Below are 17,488 nucleotides of genomic sequence, written 5' to 3'. Positions count from 1 at the left end.
CTGATAGTGATAATGTGACAAAGAGTTAACGGGCAGTTTACAAGGCCCATCATGCGGTTGGCTGTATTTATAGCTAAACTTTGTATTTTTGGGCATGAAAAGGTTGATACGCAGTTTTGGGTTTGCGTTTAAGGGTTTAGGATACGCGGCTCATACTCAGCCTAATTTCAGGTTTCATTTGGTGGCCGGTACAATAGCCATAATCCTGGGTTTCCTGTTCCGAATCTCAACCGCCGAATGGCTTTGGCTCATGATCAGCATAGCCATTGTGCTTATTGCCGAATTACTTAACACCTCGCTCGAAACGTTGACCGATCTTGTTTCGCCGACATACAATGAGAAAGCCGGTCGCGTAAAAGATGTAGCTGCCGGTGCCGTTGTTATAGCAGCCTTATTCGCGCTGATAACAGGGGCCATGATTTTTTTACCGAAGATCATTTTAGCCTTAGGAAGCCATGCTGCATAAAACCCGCGGCATTATATTCAGAGCTACCGATTACGGCGAAAGCAGCGTAATTGTGCAGATCTTTACCGAAAAGTTCGGCTTGCAATCGTACATTATCAATGGCGCTAAAAAACCCAAAGCTAAGATCGGCAGGAATATGCTGCAGCCCCTTCACCTGCTGGATCTGGTAGTTTACCACAAAAATACCGGCAGTGTGCAGCGTATTTCCGAACTCAAAAACGCGCCCGTGCTACTTAGCATTCCTTACGATGTCATTAAAAGCTGCATTGCCATATTTTTGAACGAGGTGCTGTATAAAGCCATCAAGCAGCAATCGCCGGATGAAAACCTGTTCGATTTTGTTTTCAGCGCCATTGAATGGCTCGATCATCAAACCGAAAGCGTGGCCAACTTTCACCTGGTATTTTTAACCCGCCTAACCCGCTACCTCGGCTTTTACCCCGACCGCTACATGGCCGACGAAGCTGATTATTTCGACATAAAAAATGGGCAATTCACCCGTTATAAGCCCGAAAGTATTTCATATCTCTCGCCCCCGCACACCCGGAATTTTGCATTAGTACTACAAACGGGCTTTGAAGACATGAACCAGCTTAAGCTAAGTAATGATGAACGCCGCTACCTGGTTCAAAAGCTGCTTGAATATTATGCCATGCACATTGAAGGCTTTGGCAATATCAAGTCGGCCGATGTGCTGGAAGAAGTGTTGGCGTAAGGGGCCGACTTCATTGAGCGTTAAATTCGCTTACCATTAACAAGCGTCATTGCGAAGCAATCGCACAAAGGCTGGTAACGACTATCGTTGTAATAAACTTACATCGTCGCGCTCTTGGCCGCGCGAGGGCCAGGTACTTTTGTCGCCACAAAAGTACCCAAAAAGGCTTGCAGCAGAAAGGCTTCTTTGCCCTCAGCCAGTCGCTCAATTCCACCACACGGCCTTTGCCCGTGCAAAACGAACAGAACCACGGGCTGCAATTATTTTGCCCCGATCCCCACTCACCCCTGCTTCTGCAAAAACTTGCTATGCCCCTGCAGCCGCACATTCCCCGCATTGTTCTGCACGTTTTCACCCGAAGCTGATCTGCCGCGGAAAACGTGCTTCTTCCAACTTGTTAGATGCGGGGCTGTCACCCTGAGCTTGTCGAAGGGTCGCGCGCAGAGGCCCTACCTGCTATGCTTCGACAGGCTCACCCATTTTTTAGTTTGTCATGCTGAGGAACGAAGCATCTTCTTCACCTTGCATAACAGGCCCGCATCTTGAAGAAGATTCTTCGCTATCGCTCAGAATGACAGGCAGTTTAAAACTTATCATTCCCCCATTTTATCGTCCCATTTCCTCTTCCCATCTGTATTCTTCATTCATTCATCGATAAAACTTGCTATTGTAAAACTTAATTTTTACTATTGTGTAATAATGACACAAAGAACATAACCAAATTGTCGTTATTACCAATTAGCCCCTTTAACCTATTTAATTTTTAAACATGAGAATGAGCTACAAATTACACGTTGCTTGGGCAGGTGTTTTGCTTGCCGGTGGCATCCACCAGGCAGCACAAGCCCAAAGTAAAGCCCCGGCACCGCAACTAAGCGCGACTAACATCAAACAGGTTGTCGCGGCCATGACACTCGAAGAAAAATCGAAACTGGTTGTGGGGATGGGTTTTAAAATGCCCGGAGTGCCACCGCCCTCAAAAGATAAAAAGAACGAGCCGATAGATATTGGCGGCTTTAAATTACCTCCGTCTGACCCCGACGCTTATAATATTCCCGAAAAAGTTCCCGGAGCTGCCGGCCGTACCCATGCTATTGCCCGTTTAGGGATTCCGTCAATCACGGTATCCGATGGGCCTGCCGGTTTAAGAATCGAGCCTATCCGCAATGGCGATAAATCAAAAACTTATTATGCTACGGCGTTCCCGGTAGCTACTTTGCTGGCCTCAACCTGGGATACGCAGCTTGTAAATAAAGTAGGCGTTGCCTTTGGTAACGAGGTGCGCGAATACGGTGTGGATATTTTACTTGCACCGGGCATGAACATTCATCGGAACCCGCTTGGTGGCCGTAATTTTGAATATTACTCTGAAGATCCCCTTGTGGCTGGGAGCATGACCGCGGCCATTGTTAACGGTATCGAATCGAACGGAGTAGGCACTTCTATTAAGCACTATGCTGCCAATAACCAGGAAACCAACCGCAACTCCATCAATACCATAGTAACTGAGCGTGCCATGCGCGAGCTGTATTTACGTGGTTTCGAGATAGCGGTTAAAAAAGCACAGCCATGGACGGTGATGTCGTCATACAACAAACTGAACGGCACTTTTACCTCCGAAAGGCGCGACCTGCTTACCACCATCCTTAAAAAAGAATGGGGTTTTAAAGGCTTCGTTATGACCGATTGGTTTGGCGGAAAGGATGCAGTTGCCCAAATGAAAGCCGGTAACGACTTGCTGATGCCGGGTAATCCAACCCAATCTGAAGCTATAGTTGCCGCAGTTAAAGATGGCACACTTAGCGCCCAACAACTTGATGCCAATGTAGAGCGTATCCTGAATGTGATAGTTCAATCGCCAACCTTCAAAAAATATAAATACTCTGATGCCCCTGACTTGACCGCGCATGCTGCTGTAGCACGTGAGGCAGCCGCGCAGGGTATGGTGTTGTTAAAAAATGAAGATCATGCTTTGCCGTTTGGTGCCGGTAAGAGGATAGCCGTATTTGGCAATACCCCTTATGATATTATCGCGGGCGGCACTGGCAGCGGCGATGTGAACAAGGCCTACACCATTTCGTTAATGCAAGGTTTAGCCAATGCTAATTTTAAACTGCAGGAAACGCTTTCCAATAATTATAAAGCGTATCTTACTGATATGAAGGCCAAACAGCCAAAACCTAAAAACTTTTTCGATCATCCGGCCCCTATTCCTGAAATGGATGTGAACACCATTGTTGCCGAAGAAGCTAATGGGGCAGATGAAGCACTGATCACCATTGGCCGTAACGCGGGCGAAGGTGCAGATCGCAAACTGGAAAGTGATTATTATTTAAATGATGCCGAAAAAGGGTTGATCAATAGTGTTGCCAATGCTTTCCATGCCAAAGGCAAAAAGGTAATTGTTGTGCTTAACATAGGCGGCGTAGTGGATGTTACCGCATGGCGCGATAAGGTTGACGGTGTTTTGCTGGCCTGGCAGCCCGGTTTGGAAGCCGGTAATGCTATTGCCGATGTATTGAGCGGCAAAGTAAACCCATCGGGCAAACTGGCAACCACATTCCCTGCCGATTATAAAGACGTTCCATCTGCAAATAACTTTCCCGGCACACCCGAGGGCAAGCCTACGCAGGTTATTTATGAAGAGGGTATTTACGTAGGCTACCGTTATTATGATGCAGCTAAAGTTACACCGGCTTATGAGTTTGGTTATGGCTTGTCATACACCAACTTTAAATTCAGCGATCTGAAGCTAAGCTCAAAGGTTTTCAAAAACGTAATCACCGCAACCGTAACTGTTAAAAATACCGGCGATGTAGCAGGTAAAGAGGTTGTACAGTTATATATTGCAGCCCCTAAAAAAGACCTGGATAAACCGGAGGATGAGTTGAAAGCTTTCGGCAAAACCAAACTGCTGGCTCCAGGACAATCGCAAACATTAACATTTACCATAAAGGCATCCGACCTGGCTTCGTTTTATACCGACAGGGAAGCCTGGATAGCCGACCAAGGAAGCTACAAAGTGAAAATAGGTTCATCATCACGCAAAATAGAAGAAACCGCATCTTTTAGCCTGGCTAAAGATATCACTGTCGAAAAAGTAAACAAGGCACTGGTGCCTCAACAAACCATAAACGAACTAAAACTAAAGTAAAACCAACCCGGCCTCTGCAATATTTTTTGCAGGGGCTTTTTTCTTTAACCTGAATCATGAATGATCATGGCCAAACCAATTAAACTGATAACCCTGCTGGCCCTGTTGCCCGCAACTGCAGCTATCGCACAAAACAAATGGACAGAAAGAAAAGCAGGTGATATTGCTTTTGTTACCAATACCGGAGGTCAAAACCTGGGCTATGCCAGCACATCCGGCGTAAAAATATTAACTGTTGACGGTTTCGCTTTTAAAGACCTGAACAAGAACGGTAAGCTGGATAAATATGAAGACTGGCGTTTGCCGGTTGATGAACGGGCTAAAGACCTTGCCTCAAAAATGAGTGTTGAGCAAATTGCCGGGCTAATGTTGTACAGCCGCCACCAGCCTATCCCGGCGGCGGCAGGCGGACCATTCGCAGGTACTTACAATAATAAAGTTTTTGCCGAGAGCGGCGCTAAAGCATCTGACCTATCTGATCAGCAGAAACAGTTTTTAGCAAAGGATAATGTGAGGCATGTGCTGGTGACATCGGTACAAAGCCCCGAAATTGCAGCACAATGGAACAACAACGCGCAGGCATTTGTGGAAGGCCTGGGCCTGGGTATTCCCAACAATAACAGTTCCGACCCTCGCCACGGCACAGTAGCTACAGCCGAATATAATGCAGGGGCGGGCGGCGCTATTTCCATGTGGCCGGGCTCGCTTGGGTTGGCCGCTACCTTTGACCCTGAAGTGGTTAAAAACTTCGGTCATATCGCAGCTCAGGAATACAGGGCTTTGGGCATTTCAACAGCGCTTTCACCGCAGGTTGATATCGCGACTGATCCGCGCTGGGCACGTGTTAGCGGTACTTTTGGCGAAGATCCGCAATTGGCGGCCGATATGGCCCGAGCCTATATCGATGGCTTCCAGACTTCGGCTGCGGAAAAAGAAATTAAAAATGGCTGGGGTTATAACAGCGTAAACGCCATGGTTAAACACTGGCCGGGTGGCGGTGCAGGTGAGGGTGGTCGCGATGCGCATTATGCTTATGGTAAATACGCGGTTTATCCGGGTAGTAATTTTAACCAACACCTGATCCCATTCACCGAAGGTGCTTTTAAACTGAACGGTAAAACCGGTATGGCTGCCGCCGTGATGCCTTACTATACCATCTCCTATAATCAGGATGTTAAAAATCACGAAAACGTAGCCAACAACTATAACTCGTATATCATTAATGACCTGCTCCGTAAAAAATACAAATACGATGGTGTGGTTTGTACCGACTGGCTGGTAACCGGCGATGAAACCACGGTTGATTCATTCCTTTCGGGCAAATCATGGGGCGTTGAGGGACTTTCCATAGCGCAACGCCATTATAAGGTGCTGATGGCCGGAGTAGACCAATTTGGTGGCAATAACGAGGTAGCCCCGGTTACCGAAGCTTACCAGATTGGTGTAAAAGAGCATGGCGAAGCATTTATGCGGGCCAGGTTTGAGCAGTCGGCAGTGAGGTTACTACGCAATATTTTCAGGACAGGGTTGTTTGAAAACCCATACCTGGAACCCGAAGTTTCCAAACAAACTGTTGGTAAACCCGAGTTTATGGATGCCGGTTACCAAGCGCAGCTTAAATCGATAGTGATGCTGAAAAACAAGGCCAACATTTTGCCTTTGCAAAGCGGCAAAACTGTGTATGTACCTAAAAAATTTACTCCTGCCGGCAGAAATTTCCTGGGGATGGAAACTCCCGAAAAACTGGAATACCCGGTAAACATGGAAACTGTTAAAAAGTATTTCAAAGTAACAGACAATCCGGATGAAGCCGATTATGCCCTGATATTTATAGCCAGTCCCAACAGCGGTGGCGGTTATAATAGTGCCGATGCTAAAAACGGCGGAACCGGATATGTACCCGTTAACCTGCAATATGGCACCTACACCGCTACCGACGCCCGCGCGACCAGTATAGCAGGCGGCGACCCGTTGGAGAAATTTACCAACCGTACCTACAAAGGCAAATCAAGCACAGCTATTAATATTACGGATCTGGCTATGGTTACCGATACCTATGCTAAAATGAAAGGCAAGCCGGTTATTGTATCTGTTAACATGAGCAACCCGATGGTATTTTCAGAATTTGAGAAAGATGCCAACGCCATTTTTGTTGATTTTGGCGTTCAAGGCCAGGCTTCGCTTGATATCATGACCGGCAAGGCAGAACCATCGGCATTGTTACCGCTGCAAATGCCCATAGATATGAAAACCGTTGAAGCCCAGTTTGAAGATGTACCACATGATATGAAATGCTATGTTGACGAAAATGGCAATAAATATGATTTTGGTTTCGGCTTAAACTGGAAAGGTGTGATTAAAGACGCACGTGTGGATAAGTATGTGAAGAGTGTGGTGAAGCCGTAAATATTAAAAACGCCTATTAAGAGTAACATGGAATATTTGCCATAGGCAAAAAAAGCCCGGTATTTCAATACCGGGCTTTTTAATAATATTTAAAATTTACTTAGTTAGCCGGTTGTGAGCCAACGCTGGTAAATTTATTGTCAAGGCTGATATAGTCGGTCATGATTTGGCCGGCTTCGCGTTTAACAAAGTCAAGATCTTCGTTTTTAGGTTTGGTTTGGCCTTTTTTAAGGGCTGGTAAGCCTAAAGCCACACGGCGCAGGTTGTTACGGTCAAATGATTTTTGCTCGTCGTCGTCACGTTGTTTTTTCAGATCAGATTCTTTTAACGAGATACTGTCATCAGCATCATGCTTTTTGAAATCGGCGATATCTTCAAGCAAATATTTGTAGCTGTCGCTGCTGCTCATACGCTGATCGTGCAGTTTTTTAAGCTGTGGCAGCACGCCAGTGAAATCGCCGGTTTTGGTAAAATCAGTTTTGGCAATCACGTCAAAAGGCATTGCTGATGGCTCGGTATCTTCACCGTATTTATCCAACGGAATAACCGACGGGAATGAGATATCAGGTGTTACACCTTTATGCTGGGTTGAGTTACCGCTGATACGATAGAACTTGGCTATAGTAAGGTTAAGCTGACCATAAGTGCTCTGGCTGCCGGTTGATGTAGTCTTTTTACCACCGCCAACTACACCCGCAATTTTATCGCGAAGCGAAGAGCCTATCACCCTGTCAAGATCAATGGCGCTTTGTACCGAGCCTTTACCATAAGTTTGGGTACCTAATATCAAGCCGCGGCCGTAATCCTGGATTGCACCAGAGAAAATTTCGGAAGCCGAAGCGCTGAAACGGTCGACCAGTACAGCCATCGGGCCGCTGTAAGTAATATCCGGATCTTCGTCTTTATCAATTTCAACCTGGTCTTTAGTGTCACGTACCTGTACTACCGGGCCGGTTTTAATGAAAAGGCCTGTAAGCTCAATAGCTTCCATTAACGAGCCGCCGCCATTTTCACGCAGGTCGATCACGAGGCCGTCAACGTTTTCTTTCTTTAATGAGTCAAGGATGGCCTTAACATCATGTGTGGTGCTTTTGTAGTTAGGATTGCCTGCTTTGTAATCGTTAAAATCGATATAGAATGCAGGGATAGATATTACACCTATCTTAACTGTTTTACCATTGCTGTTATAAGTACGGATCTCCTTTTTAGCCGATTGGTCTTTCAGGATGATTTTTTCGCGCACCATTTCAACCACTTTTGGTTTAGCAGAAGCGTTTACACCAGCAGGTAAGATCTCAAGCCTTACCGTAGTCCCCTTAGTACCGCGAATGATAGCGATAGCGTTATCAACACGCCAGCCTACTACGTTCTGAAATTCGCCGGTTTTACCTTGTGCCACCGCAACAATACGGTCATCAACGCTTATCTGGTGGCTTTTATCGGCAGGACCGCCCGCTACAATGGTTTTAATGGTTACGTATTCGTTTTCTACCTGTAATGAAGCACCAATACCCTCAACCTGGCGCGACATTTCGATATTGAAATTAGCAGCGTTTGATGGGTTAAAGTAGTTGGTGTGCGGATCGATAGCTTCAGTAAAAGCATCCATGAAATACTGGAAAACGTCCTGGTTAGATAACTTGTTGGTTTGGGTCAACAGGTTTTCGTAACGTTTTTTAAGCGTTTCTTTATTTTTAGCCATATCCGCGCTGGCCAGTTTCAGGTTCAGCAAATCGTATTTAACACGCTGGGTCCACATAGCATCCATATCGGCTTGTGTTGCTATCCAAGGCAGCTTGTCACGGTCGTAAACAAAGGTTTCGGTTTTGTTGAAATCGAAGTTTTTGTTGATCTGCGCCAGTGAAAATTTTACGTGCTCAATATATCTTTTCTGAAAAACGTTGAAGATGTAAAAAGCATCGGCAAGGTTACCTGCTTTAATATCATCATCAAGTACAGTTTTGTATTTTTCAAAATCCTTAATATCTGAGGCTAAAAAATAGCTGTGGTTTTCATCAAGCGATTTGATATAACGGTCATAAATTATAGTCGATACTGAATCATTCAGCGGAACTTTTTTATAGTTATAGTTAGATATCAATGCTGCTACCTGCTTACAAACAACGCTTTGCTGTTCATCGGGCTGTAAATCATTTGAACCTGCTACTTTAACCGGTTTGGATGGGGATGCTTTACAGGCGAGGGCAGCGCCCAGCACCAATAACAAATATACTTTCTTAAACATATCTTTTACTGTAGTTAAATCGGGGTTGGTGTAAAACATCAATACTTGTGCCTATTATTAATTTGCTAATGTAAAATAAAAAAGAGACAGTCAAAATGCTGTCTCTTAATTACTAATAACAATAATACGATTATGTTTTACTAAAAGTATGTGGGCAACACCATTTTACCATTTTGTTACAAAAAATTACTATTTGTTAACAGGTTTAGAAATGGTACCGGCATCTGCAGTTTCTGCAAAGCGCGTTTCGGAGTGTGGTGTTTTAAATTTATTGTCCTGTAAATAGCGCGTTTTTTTCTCAACCAGCGCCAGGTCATAAGTTAAACCGCGAGACACAGCCAACTGGCGCGCTTCGGCCAGGTCCTTTTTGGCCTGTGCAAAATCTCCATAATCGGCTTTTACCGCGGCAAGGTCAAGCAGGTTGGCTATGGTATGCCTGTCGTCGTTTTGCTGGCGCGATATGGTGATGCTTTGTAGCAAGAACCATTTGGCTTCGGCCAGGCGGTTTTGTTTCATATACATCTGTGCCAAATCACTAAAGTTGTAGCTGGCGGCGTTGTATACATGGAAACGCATATTGTGCTGAGCGGTTCTCATCACCGATTCCTCGATCATAGCCATTACATATGGCGTATGCTCAATAGTAGTTGGCGGAATTTTTACTTTAGCAACAGTTGGGGGAGGCAGCCTTTTAATGGAATGACTTTGCGCATAGGCCATTTGCGGATACCGGGCACGCTTGTTGAACGGTTTATAATACCACTGCGCGGACGCATTGAACCCAACAGCGCACAAAATAACAAGTAGGAAATATCTCATCTAATCTTTTTTCCTGGGTTTAAACTGTATAATTTTAAATTAATCAGCTTAACAAATGTAATTATTTGTTAACGGTAAAACAATAGCTGTAAAATGATAACAGCAACATAAACGCTTAATTATCACTGATATCTTACAGATATCGAATTTATGCCTTTCTACGGAAAAAATAAATTTAGGTTTTAGTTAAATACTTCTACGTCGCCGTCATGCAGGGCCCAAACCATGTAAGGGTGTGTATCTGAGTGATATATCTGCCCGTCGGTAGTAATGCCTATCACACCCGCAAAGCCGTCATAAGGCTTCATTTCGTCAAGGGTTTTTTCGGTAGCGGCCATGAGGGCCATGCCATCGGTTACGCGTGTAACAATTTTAACAGCTACTGATCCGCTTACAATATCCTCGCCTACGCCGGTACATGAAATGCCGGCAAACTCATTGGCGTAGTTGCCCGCTGTAGTTGCCGAATCACTTACACGGCCGGGTATTTCAAAGCCTTTACCTCCGGTGCTGGTGGCGGCAGCCAGGTTACCGTGCACATCCAGCGCTACACAGCCCACGGTGCCAAGCCTTATAGAGTCGCTGAGTTTTTGTTCGTACTCATGACGGCGTTGTGGGATTTCGGGATTATAGTATTTGTGTCCGTTTTCGATAGCAAAGTCGCATGCTCCCTTACCGCTCAATACACGATCAACATAGGCTTGAAGTTTTTCAGCTACGCAGATAGGGTTTTTAACATCTTCAATGTTAATAACGCCCGAAAAGCGCTGGGTTTTGCCATCCATAAGAGAAGCGCTTAGGCGTATTTTGCCATCGCTCTGGATCTGTGAACCGGTGCCCGCATTAAAAAGCTCGCAGTCTTCAAGCAGACGTACTGTATATACTACAGTTTCTGCAGCTGTATGGTGTTGCAGGTGTTTGTATCCTAACTGCACAATGCCGTTCAGGGCCTCCTGCTTGGCCAGCTTTACTTCCTGGTTGGTAAGCGATTCGCTAAAAAAACCGCCGTGAATAATTATTTTCATAATTATAAATTAAGTAGATGTACCTGCATAAATAAGGCCAGGGTATCTATAAAAACTTTATGCAGCGTAAATTATTGTAAAAGTTTGCTTCCCGGTGCCTGTATAAAAACACCTTCTTCAACTTTCATGTTCTTTTTTATGATTAAACGGTGCTGCACCAGGTCGTATTTATCAAATATCGACATGACGTGCACCCTCAGATTCTCGATGGAGATTGGTGAACCAAGTTCTACGTCGTATATATTGGTCGACACAATGTTGCGTCCGTCAACCAAAATAATAAGGCCCGAACCAATGGCTTCCATCATATAACCTTCGGTGATAAGCAAACCCGTGTCTTCGCCTAAGCCTATCCCTAAAATACCGGGATTGGTTGCTACAGCATACATTAGCCTGCCAATGCGACCGCGTTGTACAAAGTGTGTATCAACAATTACCGAGTCGATAAAGCCAAGACCGGCGGTTATCTGTACCTCGCCTTTCACCAGGGCTTCGTTGCTTTGCCCGCGGTAGATCATGTGTGTTGATGCCGCCGCCGCGCCTGCCGAAGTTCCTGCTATTACAAAGTTTTCTTTTTGATAACGTTGTTTCAGGATCTGCAAAAACTCGGTACCGCCAAAAATAGCTGTAAGCCTTAGCTGGTCGCCTCCGCTAAACATCACTACATCGGCTTTACGGATCCTGTCTAAGTATTCCTTTTTCGCGGCGTCCTCACGGTTTTTAATGTGCAATACATCAACATTGGTAACATTAAGCTGGCCAAACGCCTTGATATACTCATCGCCAACAAGCTCGGGGATCTGCGACGCGGTAGTAATTACCTCAATTTTTGAGCCCTCATGCTTAGCCGACTCGTTAATAATGCGCCTTAAAATGCCTTGTTCAAAAAACTTGATATAATCCGGCTGCAAAATATGCTCCTGGAGGGTAACATTACTCCCCATATCAACCGCGCCACCTATTATTATTAGTTTACCTTTCGGGACAATCATGATTATTTCACACTATCTTAATACAACTATATACAAATTACGATAAAAACCAGCAGAAACACAGGAACTAATAATAAATAATGGATTTCGTCATCAAAAACTTTATTGATCTGTTATGTTTCTATAGCTTTAAGGGAAATTTTATAAGAAAAAAACGGCCACTACTTTATGAACATTGAAAACATCCAGGTTTTACGCGGACCAAATATTTGGAGCATCAGGCGCAAGAAATTAATACAAATGCGGCTTGATTTGCAGGAGATGGAACACCGCCCCACTAATGAAATTGACGGGTTTTATGAGCGACTCGAAAAATTACTGCCATCGCTCTACAGCCATCGCTGTTCGCCCGGCGTACCCGGAGGCTTTTTTCAGCGTGTTATGGCCGGCACCTGGATGGGCCATGTTATTGAACACATCGCCCTTGAAATACAAACCCTTGCCGGCATGGATACCGGCTTTGGCCGTACCCGCGAAACTAAAACTAAAGGCGTATACAATGTAGTATTTGCCTACCTGGAAGAAAAAGTAGGTGCTTTTGCCGCCGAATCGGCCGTGCGCATTGCCGAGGCGCTGATAAAAGGCGAAGATTATAATCTGGAGGCCGATATTCAGCAAATGCGCGAAATCAGGGAGAATACGCGTTTGGGGCCAAGCACCGGTTCAATTGTTGAAGAGGCTATTGCAAGGGATATCCCCTGGATCAGGCTTAACAACCAATCATTAGTGCAGTTGGGCTATGGTAAAAACCAGGTACGTTTCCGCGCTACCATGACCGAAAAAACCAGTAGCATTGCCGTTGATATTGCCAGCAACAAGGAAGAAACCAAACGCCTGTTACAGGAGCAAGCCATACCTGTTGCTAAAGGTATAACTATCTCATCCGCATCCGCTGTACCTGATGCCATCCGCAAGGTTGGCTTTCCGCTGGTGTTTAAGCCGCTTGACGGCAATCACGGCCGGGGCATTTCTATCAATATAAAAACTGAAGAGGAAGCTATCGAGGCTTATGAACACGCCGCTAAAATATCGCGCCGCGTAATTGTTGAGCGCTACGTTACCGGGTTTGATTTCAGGGTATTGGTGATAGATAACAAGATGGTTGCCGCCGCGCTACGTAAACCGGCCAATGTTACCGGCGATGGCAAGCTGAATATCCAGCAACTGATAGACCTGGAAAACACCGATCCTCGTCGTGGTTACGGGCATGAAAATGTGCTTACAGAGATCTCTGTTGACCGTGACACGCTCGACCTGTTGGAAAAGAAAGGTTATACGCTTGAAACCGTTCCCGAAAAAGATGAGGTGGTTTATGTGAAATCAACCGCAAACCTGAGTACAGGCGGCACCTCTGTTGATGTAACCGACCATGTGCACCCGCAAAACATTTTTATTTGCGAGCGGATCTCCAAGATCATCGGTCTGGACATTTGCGGCATCGATATCATGGCTAAAAACCTTACCGAGCCACTTACCGATACCGGCGGCGTGATACTGGAAGTTAATGCCGCGCCGGGCTTCAGAATGCACATTGCACCAAGTGAGGGCTTGCCGCGCAACGTGGCTGGTCATGTAATTGATATGCTTTATCCGGCAGGCAAATCGGCCAGGGTGCCTATCATATCTATTACCGGTACAAACGGAAAAACCACTACCACACGTTTGATAGCACATATCGTAAAAAATAACGGGCACCGGGTGGGCTTCACCACCTCCGACGGTATTTATGTACAAAATAATATGATGCTGAAGGGCGATACTACCGGGCCGGTGAGTGCTGAGTTTATTTTAAAAGACCCAACGGTTGATTTTGCCGTACTGGAAACTGCCCGCGGCGGTATCCTGCGTTCGGGTTTAGGCTTTAACCAGTGTGATATCGGTGTGATCACCAATATCCAGGAAGATCACCTTGGTTTACAAGATATTCATAGTCTTGAAGATTTGATGCGGGTAAAAAGCGTTGTGATCAATTCGGTAAAAAAAGATGGGTGGGGCGTTTTGAATGCCGATAACGAATATTGCGTACGCATTGGCAAAAAGGCCGAATGTAATATCGCTTATTTCAGCCGGAACGAAAACAACCCGATCATTAAATCGCATTGCAAAAAAGGAGGGATTGCCGCTATCTGCGAAAATGGATTCATCACCATTTTAAAAGGCGACTGGAAGATCCGCGTACAGCGTACCATTCTCATTCCGTTAACCTTTGGTGGTACCGTGCCGTTTATGATTGAGAATGTGCTTGCCGCAACACTGGCTACATTTTTATGGGGATTTAAAACAGAGGATATCAAGATCTCGCTTGAAACATTTATTCCTTCGGCCTCACAAACGCCTGGCCGTATGAATATTTTTGAGTTTAAAGATTTCCGTTTCATGATTGATTTTGCGCATAACCCGGATGGCTACAACGGCGTAAGCGAGTTTTTGAAACATATCGATTCGCCGCTTAAAATAGGCATCATAGCCGGTACCGGCGACAGGCGCGATGAAGACATCCGCGAGTTGGGCAAAATTTCGGCAGGTATGTTTGATTACATTATCCTTCGCCAGGAAAAACACCTGCGCGGCCGCACCGCCGAGAATATTATCGGTCTGCTCAAAGAGGGTATCTATTCTGTAGATCCGGAAAAAGGAGTAGAAGTTGTGCCTAAAGAAGTAGACGCCATTAAACATGCTATGAGCCTGGCCCGCCCGGGATCATTCATCACCGCATTGAGCGATGTGGTAGATAATGCCATCGAAACCGTTCAGGATTACCAGGAACAGGAACGGAATGGGTTGTTTAATGTGTAATGATTGATATTAATATAAAAAATTGTCATTTCGATAGAGCAGGGAGGGAATAAGCGCCGGGGCGAAAGAGAAATCTTATACGTCCTGTTAAGGCCGCTTTGCATGCGGCTCACCAGAACGTATAAGATTTCTCTTTCGCCCCGGCGCTTATTCCCTCCCTGCTCTATCGAAATGACAATTTGTTTTTACTTTTTTAGGGACTTACGCGGCGCCGATAAATAATAATGCCACAAAATCATCGCTGCTACCGTGCGGTATGGTTTCCACTGCTCGGTCAGCAATAACAATTCCTCTTTGGTGGTTTCTTTTGGCAGATTTTTTACCCGCTTAAGTGCGTTTACCGCGGCAAGGTCACCAATGGGGAAAACATCGGTATGTTGCAGCACAAACATGAGATATACATCGGTAGTCCAGTTGCCGATGCCTTTGAGGGCGGTTAGTTTGGCACGGATAATATCGTCGGGCATTTGTTCCATTTCGGCAAGGTTGATTTGTCCGTTTACAATGGCTTCAGCAAGATATTTTATATAAACAGTTTTTTGGCGACTTACATAACAGGCCCGGAATTCTTCATCGGTGAGGAGCAATACCCGGGTTGGGGTAATTTCTTGTACCCGCTCCCTGAGTTTATTTAAGGCAGATAATGCCGAAGCTAATGATACCTGCTGTTCCAATATGATGTGTACCAGGGTTTCAAAACTGTTTGGCCGGGACCATAATGGCGGATAGCCATGGTTTTGAATGATTTGCGCTAAATCCGGGTCATTAGCTGCCAGCTTATCGCAAATAGCATGGAAGTTTGAATGGGAAAATTGCTCAAACATAGGTTGATGATATGTTGTGCAAGATGAGGGATTGGGTTGGGAATTGCAAATTATGGATGTAGAGACGCATTATCCCCAGACAATTAATGGAAAGGTTTTTTAAATCCCCTCTTGAGAGGGGGCGCGACGGTTTTGTGCGAGAGCAGGGGTGTGTTTCTGCATCATTCATAAACCGAGCGTAGAAACACACCCCTCCACCCCTCTCAAGAGGGGAATCGCGCAATTCCTACGCTTTTTTAAAAAACTAATTAAGCGTCTCTACAGAAAATTTACTCGTAACTATGCCGCTCGAAATCATAATCAGATTGTGAGCTGATGATCTTTTTTCGCCGCTGGATATCCGTATCCAGGTTATGATCATAAATATTGTCGGTAACGGCCATGTCCCGTTCTTTGTCCCGTTCGGCGTAATGAATATTGGCCTCGGCCGTTTTGGCGATAGCCGTATCATAAGGACCCTTCGGCGACATCAGCTTTACAAATACTGGCAAACATTCAAACAGGATAAACAGGTAGCCGATAAACGAGATAGCCAGATAGGTATCGAGGTCGCGCTTGCCGTTTTCCGTATAGGTTAGCTGACCTAAGGCCCAGTTACGGTCTGAGAAACCTGCAATGCTGGCCAGGCTATCCAACTGGTGTTCGGTAAATAAGCGCGTGCTGTTTAGCCCTTCATAATCCTTGCGGGCGCTCAGGTATTGATCCATTTGCCCCAGATTATCTGTAACAGTTTTAAGGCGGGCTTCCTTTTCCTCCAGTACACCTTGTTTTTGTTTGGCGTAAGTACCATACCCGGTTATGCCAGAGGTTTGGTTGGTTTTATCACCAAAAACTTCCTGGTTAAGTTGATAACGTGAGCGGTTGATATCCCGTTCTAATGAGTCCTTTTCCTTTTTCAGATCGGTGTTTTTGCCCAGCTCCATAGCATACTTCTGCATGTATGTTTTTTCGAGGGTGTCGATTTTGCTGCGCTGGCCTTTTAAATAGGCGGTTTTAAGTTTCTGGCGGATCTCCTTGTCAAAGATCTTAAGTTCAAGCGGGCGGGATATCACAACCCCAATCATGATAGCCAGCAAAATACGCGGCGAGGCCTGCAAGATCTGCTGGTTGGTTGTACCTTCTTTATTGATGCTGGATACAATGTAACGGTCCATGTTAAAAATGGCCGTTCCCCACAGCAAGCCAAATAGTATAGCAAAGCCTACAGCAAAGGCATCACCATTAAAAACAAAGTACATGGCGTAGCCGCCCGATAAAGCTGCGAACAAAGCGGTGAAAAATATAGTAGCCCCAATACCAACATACTTATTATGTTCAATGGGGTACTTTTTTAGGGTATCGATATGTGCTCCTGAACAGAACCAGAAAAAGCGTGTAACTTTTTTCATTAAGTAATTATTGTGTAAACATATATGAAACGCTCATACACTTTGATTGTTACAAATAACAAGCCTAAATATTTGATTAAGAAAAAAACTACCTTTGGATTATAATTACATTTAACATGAACGAGATAACCGTACAGGAACTAAAAGAGAAAATTGACAAAGGCGAAGATTTCCAACTAATTGATGTTAGGGAAGATTTTGAATACGAAACTTCAAACCTTGGCGGACAACTTATACCGCTTGGCGGCGTAGTGATTGAATCTGAAAAGATTAGCAAAGATAAACCGGTAGTAGTAATGTGCCGTAGCGGTAAACGCAGCGCGGCCGCCATCATGCAGCTGGAACAGCTTGGTTTTACCAACCTGTCAAACTTAAGGGGCGGCATCCTTGCGTGGCAAGCCGAAATTGATCCTGAATTAAACGTATACTAATGGGTTTTAAATTAGTGCTCAATGTACTTTACACCATGGGTGTGGCATTGTGCTTTATTGTAGCTTATAAAATGTTTACCACCCACAATTACCCGGTAATGGTAGGAGCCATGATTGTTGGTGTAATTGTGATTTTTATGAAGCTAAGGCTTTTGAAAGAAGTTAAAGAAACACAGGAAGCCCCGCAAAATAAAAAAGGTAAAAGCGCGAAGTAAACAGACTTACGA

Annotated in this window: 13 protein-coding genes; 7 read left to right on the top strand and 6 right to left on the bottom strand. The window is 45.1% G+C overall.

The genetic code is table 11. The annotated features are described in order from the left end of the window. The first annotated feature begins 94 nt into the window (after positions 1–94). The 4 genes from DUL71_RS20565 (at position 95) to DUL71_RS20550 (ending at position 6,741) form a co-directional block, all read left to right on the top strand. Complete coding sequence (locus DUL71_RS20565; RefSeq protein WP_114939860.1) at positions 95–466, top strand: diacylglycerol kinase family protein; 372 nt, start codon at positions 95–97, stop codon at positions 464–466. Then, positions 456–1,181: a DNA repair protein RecO gene (gene recO, locus DUL71_RS20560; RefSeq protein ID WP_114939859.1), complete on the top strand. Its 726-nt coding sequence runs from the start codon at positions 456–458 to the stop codon at positions 1,179–1,181. Before DUL71_RS20565 ends, recO begins: the two co-directional genes overlap by 11 nt. A gap of 775 nt (positions 1,182–1,956) precedes the next feature. Then, positions 1,957–4,335 carry a glycoside hydrolase family 3 C-terminal domain-containing protein gene (locus DUL71_RS20555; protein ID WP_208645617.1) on the top strand — a complete coding sequence of 793 codons (2,379 nt, stop codon included), beginning with the start codon at positions 1,957–1,959 and terminating at the stop codon, positions 4,333–4,335. Between the two features lie 60 nt (positions 4,336–4,395). After that, positions 4,396–6,741, top strand: a complete 2,346-nt coding sequence (locus DUL71_RS20550; RefSeq protein ID WP_208645616.1) for a glycoside hydrolase family 3 protein — start codon at positions 4,396–4,398, stop codon at positions 6,739–6,741. A 100-nt stretch (positions 6,742–6,841) separates the two neighbouring features. Here the strand turns inward: DUL71_RS20550 and DUL71_RS20545 are convergent, their stop codons facing one another. The 4 genes from DUL71_RS20545 to DUL71_RS20530 form a co-directional block, all read right to left on the bottom strand. Next, a complete protein-coding gene (locus tag DUL71_RS20545; protein WP_114940205.1) occupies positions 6,842–8,986 on the bottom strand; it encodes a carboxy terminal-processing peptidase in 2,145 nt (714 codons plus the stop codon). 189 nt (positions 8,987–9,175) lie between these two features. Then, positions 9,176–9,805 (bottom strand): tetratricopeptide repeat protein, encoded by a 630-nt coding sequence (locus tag DUL71_RS20540; RefSeq protein WP_114939857.1) that lies wholly within the window; start codon positions 9,803–9,805, stop codon positions 9,176–9,178. A gap of 182 nt (positions 9,806–9,987) precedes the next feature. Beyond that, the gene (locus DUL71_RS20535; RefSeq protein WP_114939856.1) at positions 9,988–10,830 is read right to left on the bottom strand and encodes an isoaspartyl peptidase/L-asparaginase; all 843 of its coding nucleotides are present in this window, start codon (positions 10,828–10,830) and stop codon (positions 9,988–9,990) included. A 71-nt stretch (positions 10,831–10,901) separates the two neighbouring features. After that, the gene (locus tag DUL71_RS20530) at positions 10,902–11,822 is read right to left on the bottom strand and encodes a cyanophycinase (RefSeq protein ID WP_114939855.1); all 921 of its coding nucleotides are present in this window, start codon (positions 11,820–11,822) and stop codon (positions 10,902–10,904) included. Positions 11,823–11,990: 168 nt separating this feature from the next. Between DUL71_RS20530 and cphA the strand changes: the two genes are divergently transcribed. After that, positions 11,991–14,618, top strand: coding sequence for a cyanophycin synthetase (gene cphA / locus DUL71_RS20525; protein ID WP_114939854.1), 2,628 nt, complete (start codon positions 11,991–11,993; stop codon positions 14,616–14,618). Positions 14,619–14,803: 185 nt separating this feature from the next. Here cphA and DUL71_RS20520 read toward each other — a convergent pair whose 3' ends face one another. Both DUL71_RS20520 and DUL71_RS20515 read right to left on the bottom strand, forming a co-directional pair. Next, positions 14,804–15,442, bottom strand: coding sequence for a DNA-3-methyladenine glycosylase family protein (locus tag DUL71_RS20520; protein ID WP_114939853.1), 639 nt, complete (start codon positions 15,440–15,442; stop codon positions 14,804–14,806). Positions 15,443–15,711: 269 nt separating this feature from the next. After that, positions 15,712–16,830, bottom strand: coding sequence for a DUF4407 domain-containing protein (locus tag DUL71_RS20515; protein ID WP_114939852.1), 1,119 nt, complete (start codon positions 16,828–16,830; stop codon positions 15,712–15,714). A gap of 116 nt (positions 16,831–16,946) precedes the next feature. Here DUL71_RS20515 and DUL71_RS20510 point away from each other — a divergent pair, with 116 nt between their 5' ends. Both DUL71_RS20510 and DUL71_RS20505 read left to right on the top strand, forming a co-directional pair. Next, positions 16,947–17,261 carry a rhodanese-like domain-containing protein gene (locus DUL71_RS20510; protein ID WP_091208895.1) on the top strand — a complete coding sequence of 105 codons (315 nt, stop codon included), beginning with the start codon at positions 16,947–16,949 and terminating at the stop codon, positions 17,259–17,261. Beyond that, positions 17,261–17,476 carry a DUF6358 family protein gene (locus tag DUL71_RS20505; protein WP_114939851.1) on the top strand — a complete coding sequence of 72 codons (216 nt, stop codon included), beginning with the start codon at positions 17,261–17,263 and terminating at the stop codon, positions 17,474–17,476. Before DUL71_RS20510 ends, DUL71_RS20505 begins: the two co-directional genes overlap by 1 nt. The last annotated feature ends 12 nt before the right edge of the window (positions 17,477–17,488 follow it).

This window comes from Mucilaginibacter endophyticus (assembly GCF_003351025.1).
Classification (GTDB): Bacteria; Bacteroidota; Bacteroidia; order Sphingobacteriales; family Sphingobacteriaceae; genus Mucilaginibacter; species Mucilaginibacter endophyticus.
Note: the sequence above shows the minus strand (reverse complement) of the source record. Positions and strands in the feature narration are given on the sequence as shown.

Coding starts and splice junctions, on each gene's coding strand:
- DUL71_RS20565 (WP_114939860.1), top strand. CDS start 95: ATGAAAAGGTTGATACGCAGTTTTGGGTTTGCGTTTAAGGGTTTAGGA.
- recO (WP_114939859.1), top strand. CDS start 456: ATGCTGCATAAAACCCGCGGCATTATATTCAGAGCTACCGATTACGGC.
- DUL71_RS20555 (WP_208645617.1), top strand. CDS start 1,957: ATGAGCTACAAATTACACGTTGCTTGGGCAGGTGTTTTGCTTGCCGGT.
- DUL71_RS20550 (WP_208645616.1), top strand. CDS start 4,396: ATGATCATGGCCAAACCAATTAAACTGATAACCCTGCTGGCCCTGTTG.
- DUL71_RS20545 (WP_114940205.1), bottom strand. CDS start 8,986: ATGTTTAAGAAAGTATATTTGTTATTGGTGCTGGGCGCTGCCCTCGCC.
- DUL71_RS20540 (WP_114939857.1), bottom strand. CDS start 9,805: ATGAGATATTTCCTACTTGTTATTTTGTGCGCTGTTGGGTTCAATGCG.
- DUL71_RS20535 (WP_114939856.1), bottom strand. CDS start 10,830: ATGAAAATAATTATTCACGGCGGTTTTTTTAGCGAATCGCTTACCAAC.
- DUL71_RS20530 (WP_114939855.1), bottom strand. CDS start 11,822: ATGATTGTCCCGAAAGGTAAACTAATAATAATAGGTGGCGCGGTTGAT.
- cphA (WP_114939854.1), top strand. CDS start 11,991: ATGAACATTGAAAACATCCAGGTTTTACGCGGACCAAATATTTGGAGC.
- DUL71_RS20520 (WP_114939853.1), bottom strand. CDS start 15,442: ATGTTTGAGCAATTTTCCCATTCAAACTTCCATGCTATTTGCGATAAG.
- DUL71_RS20515 (WP_114939852.1), bottom strand. CDS start 16,830: ATGAAAAAAGTTACACGCTTTTTCTGGTTCTGTTCAGGAGCACATATC.
- DUL71_RS20510 (WP_091208895.1), top strand. CDS start 16,947: ATGAACGAGATAACCGTACAGGAACTAAAAGAGAAAATTGACAAAGGC.
- DUL71_RS20505 (WP_114939851.1), top strand. CDS start 17,261: ATGGGTTTTAAATTAGTGCTCAATGTACTTTACACCATGGGTGTGGCA.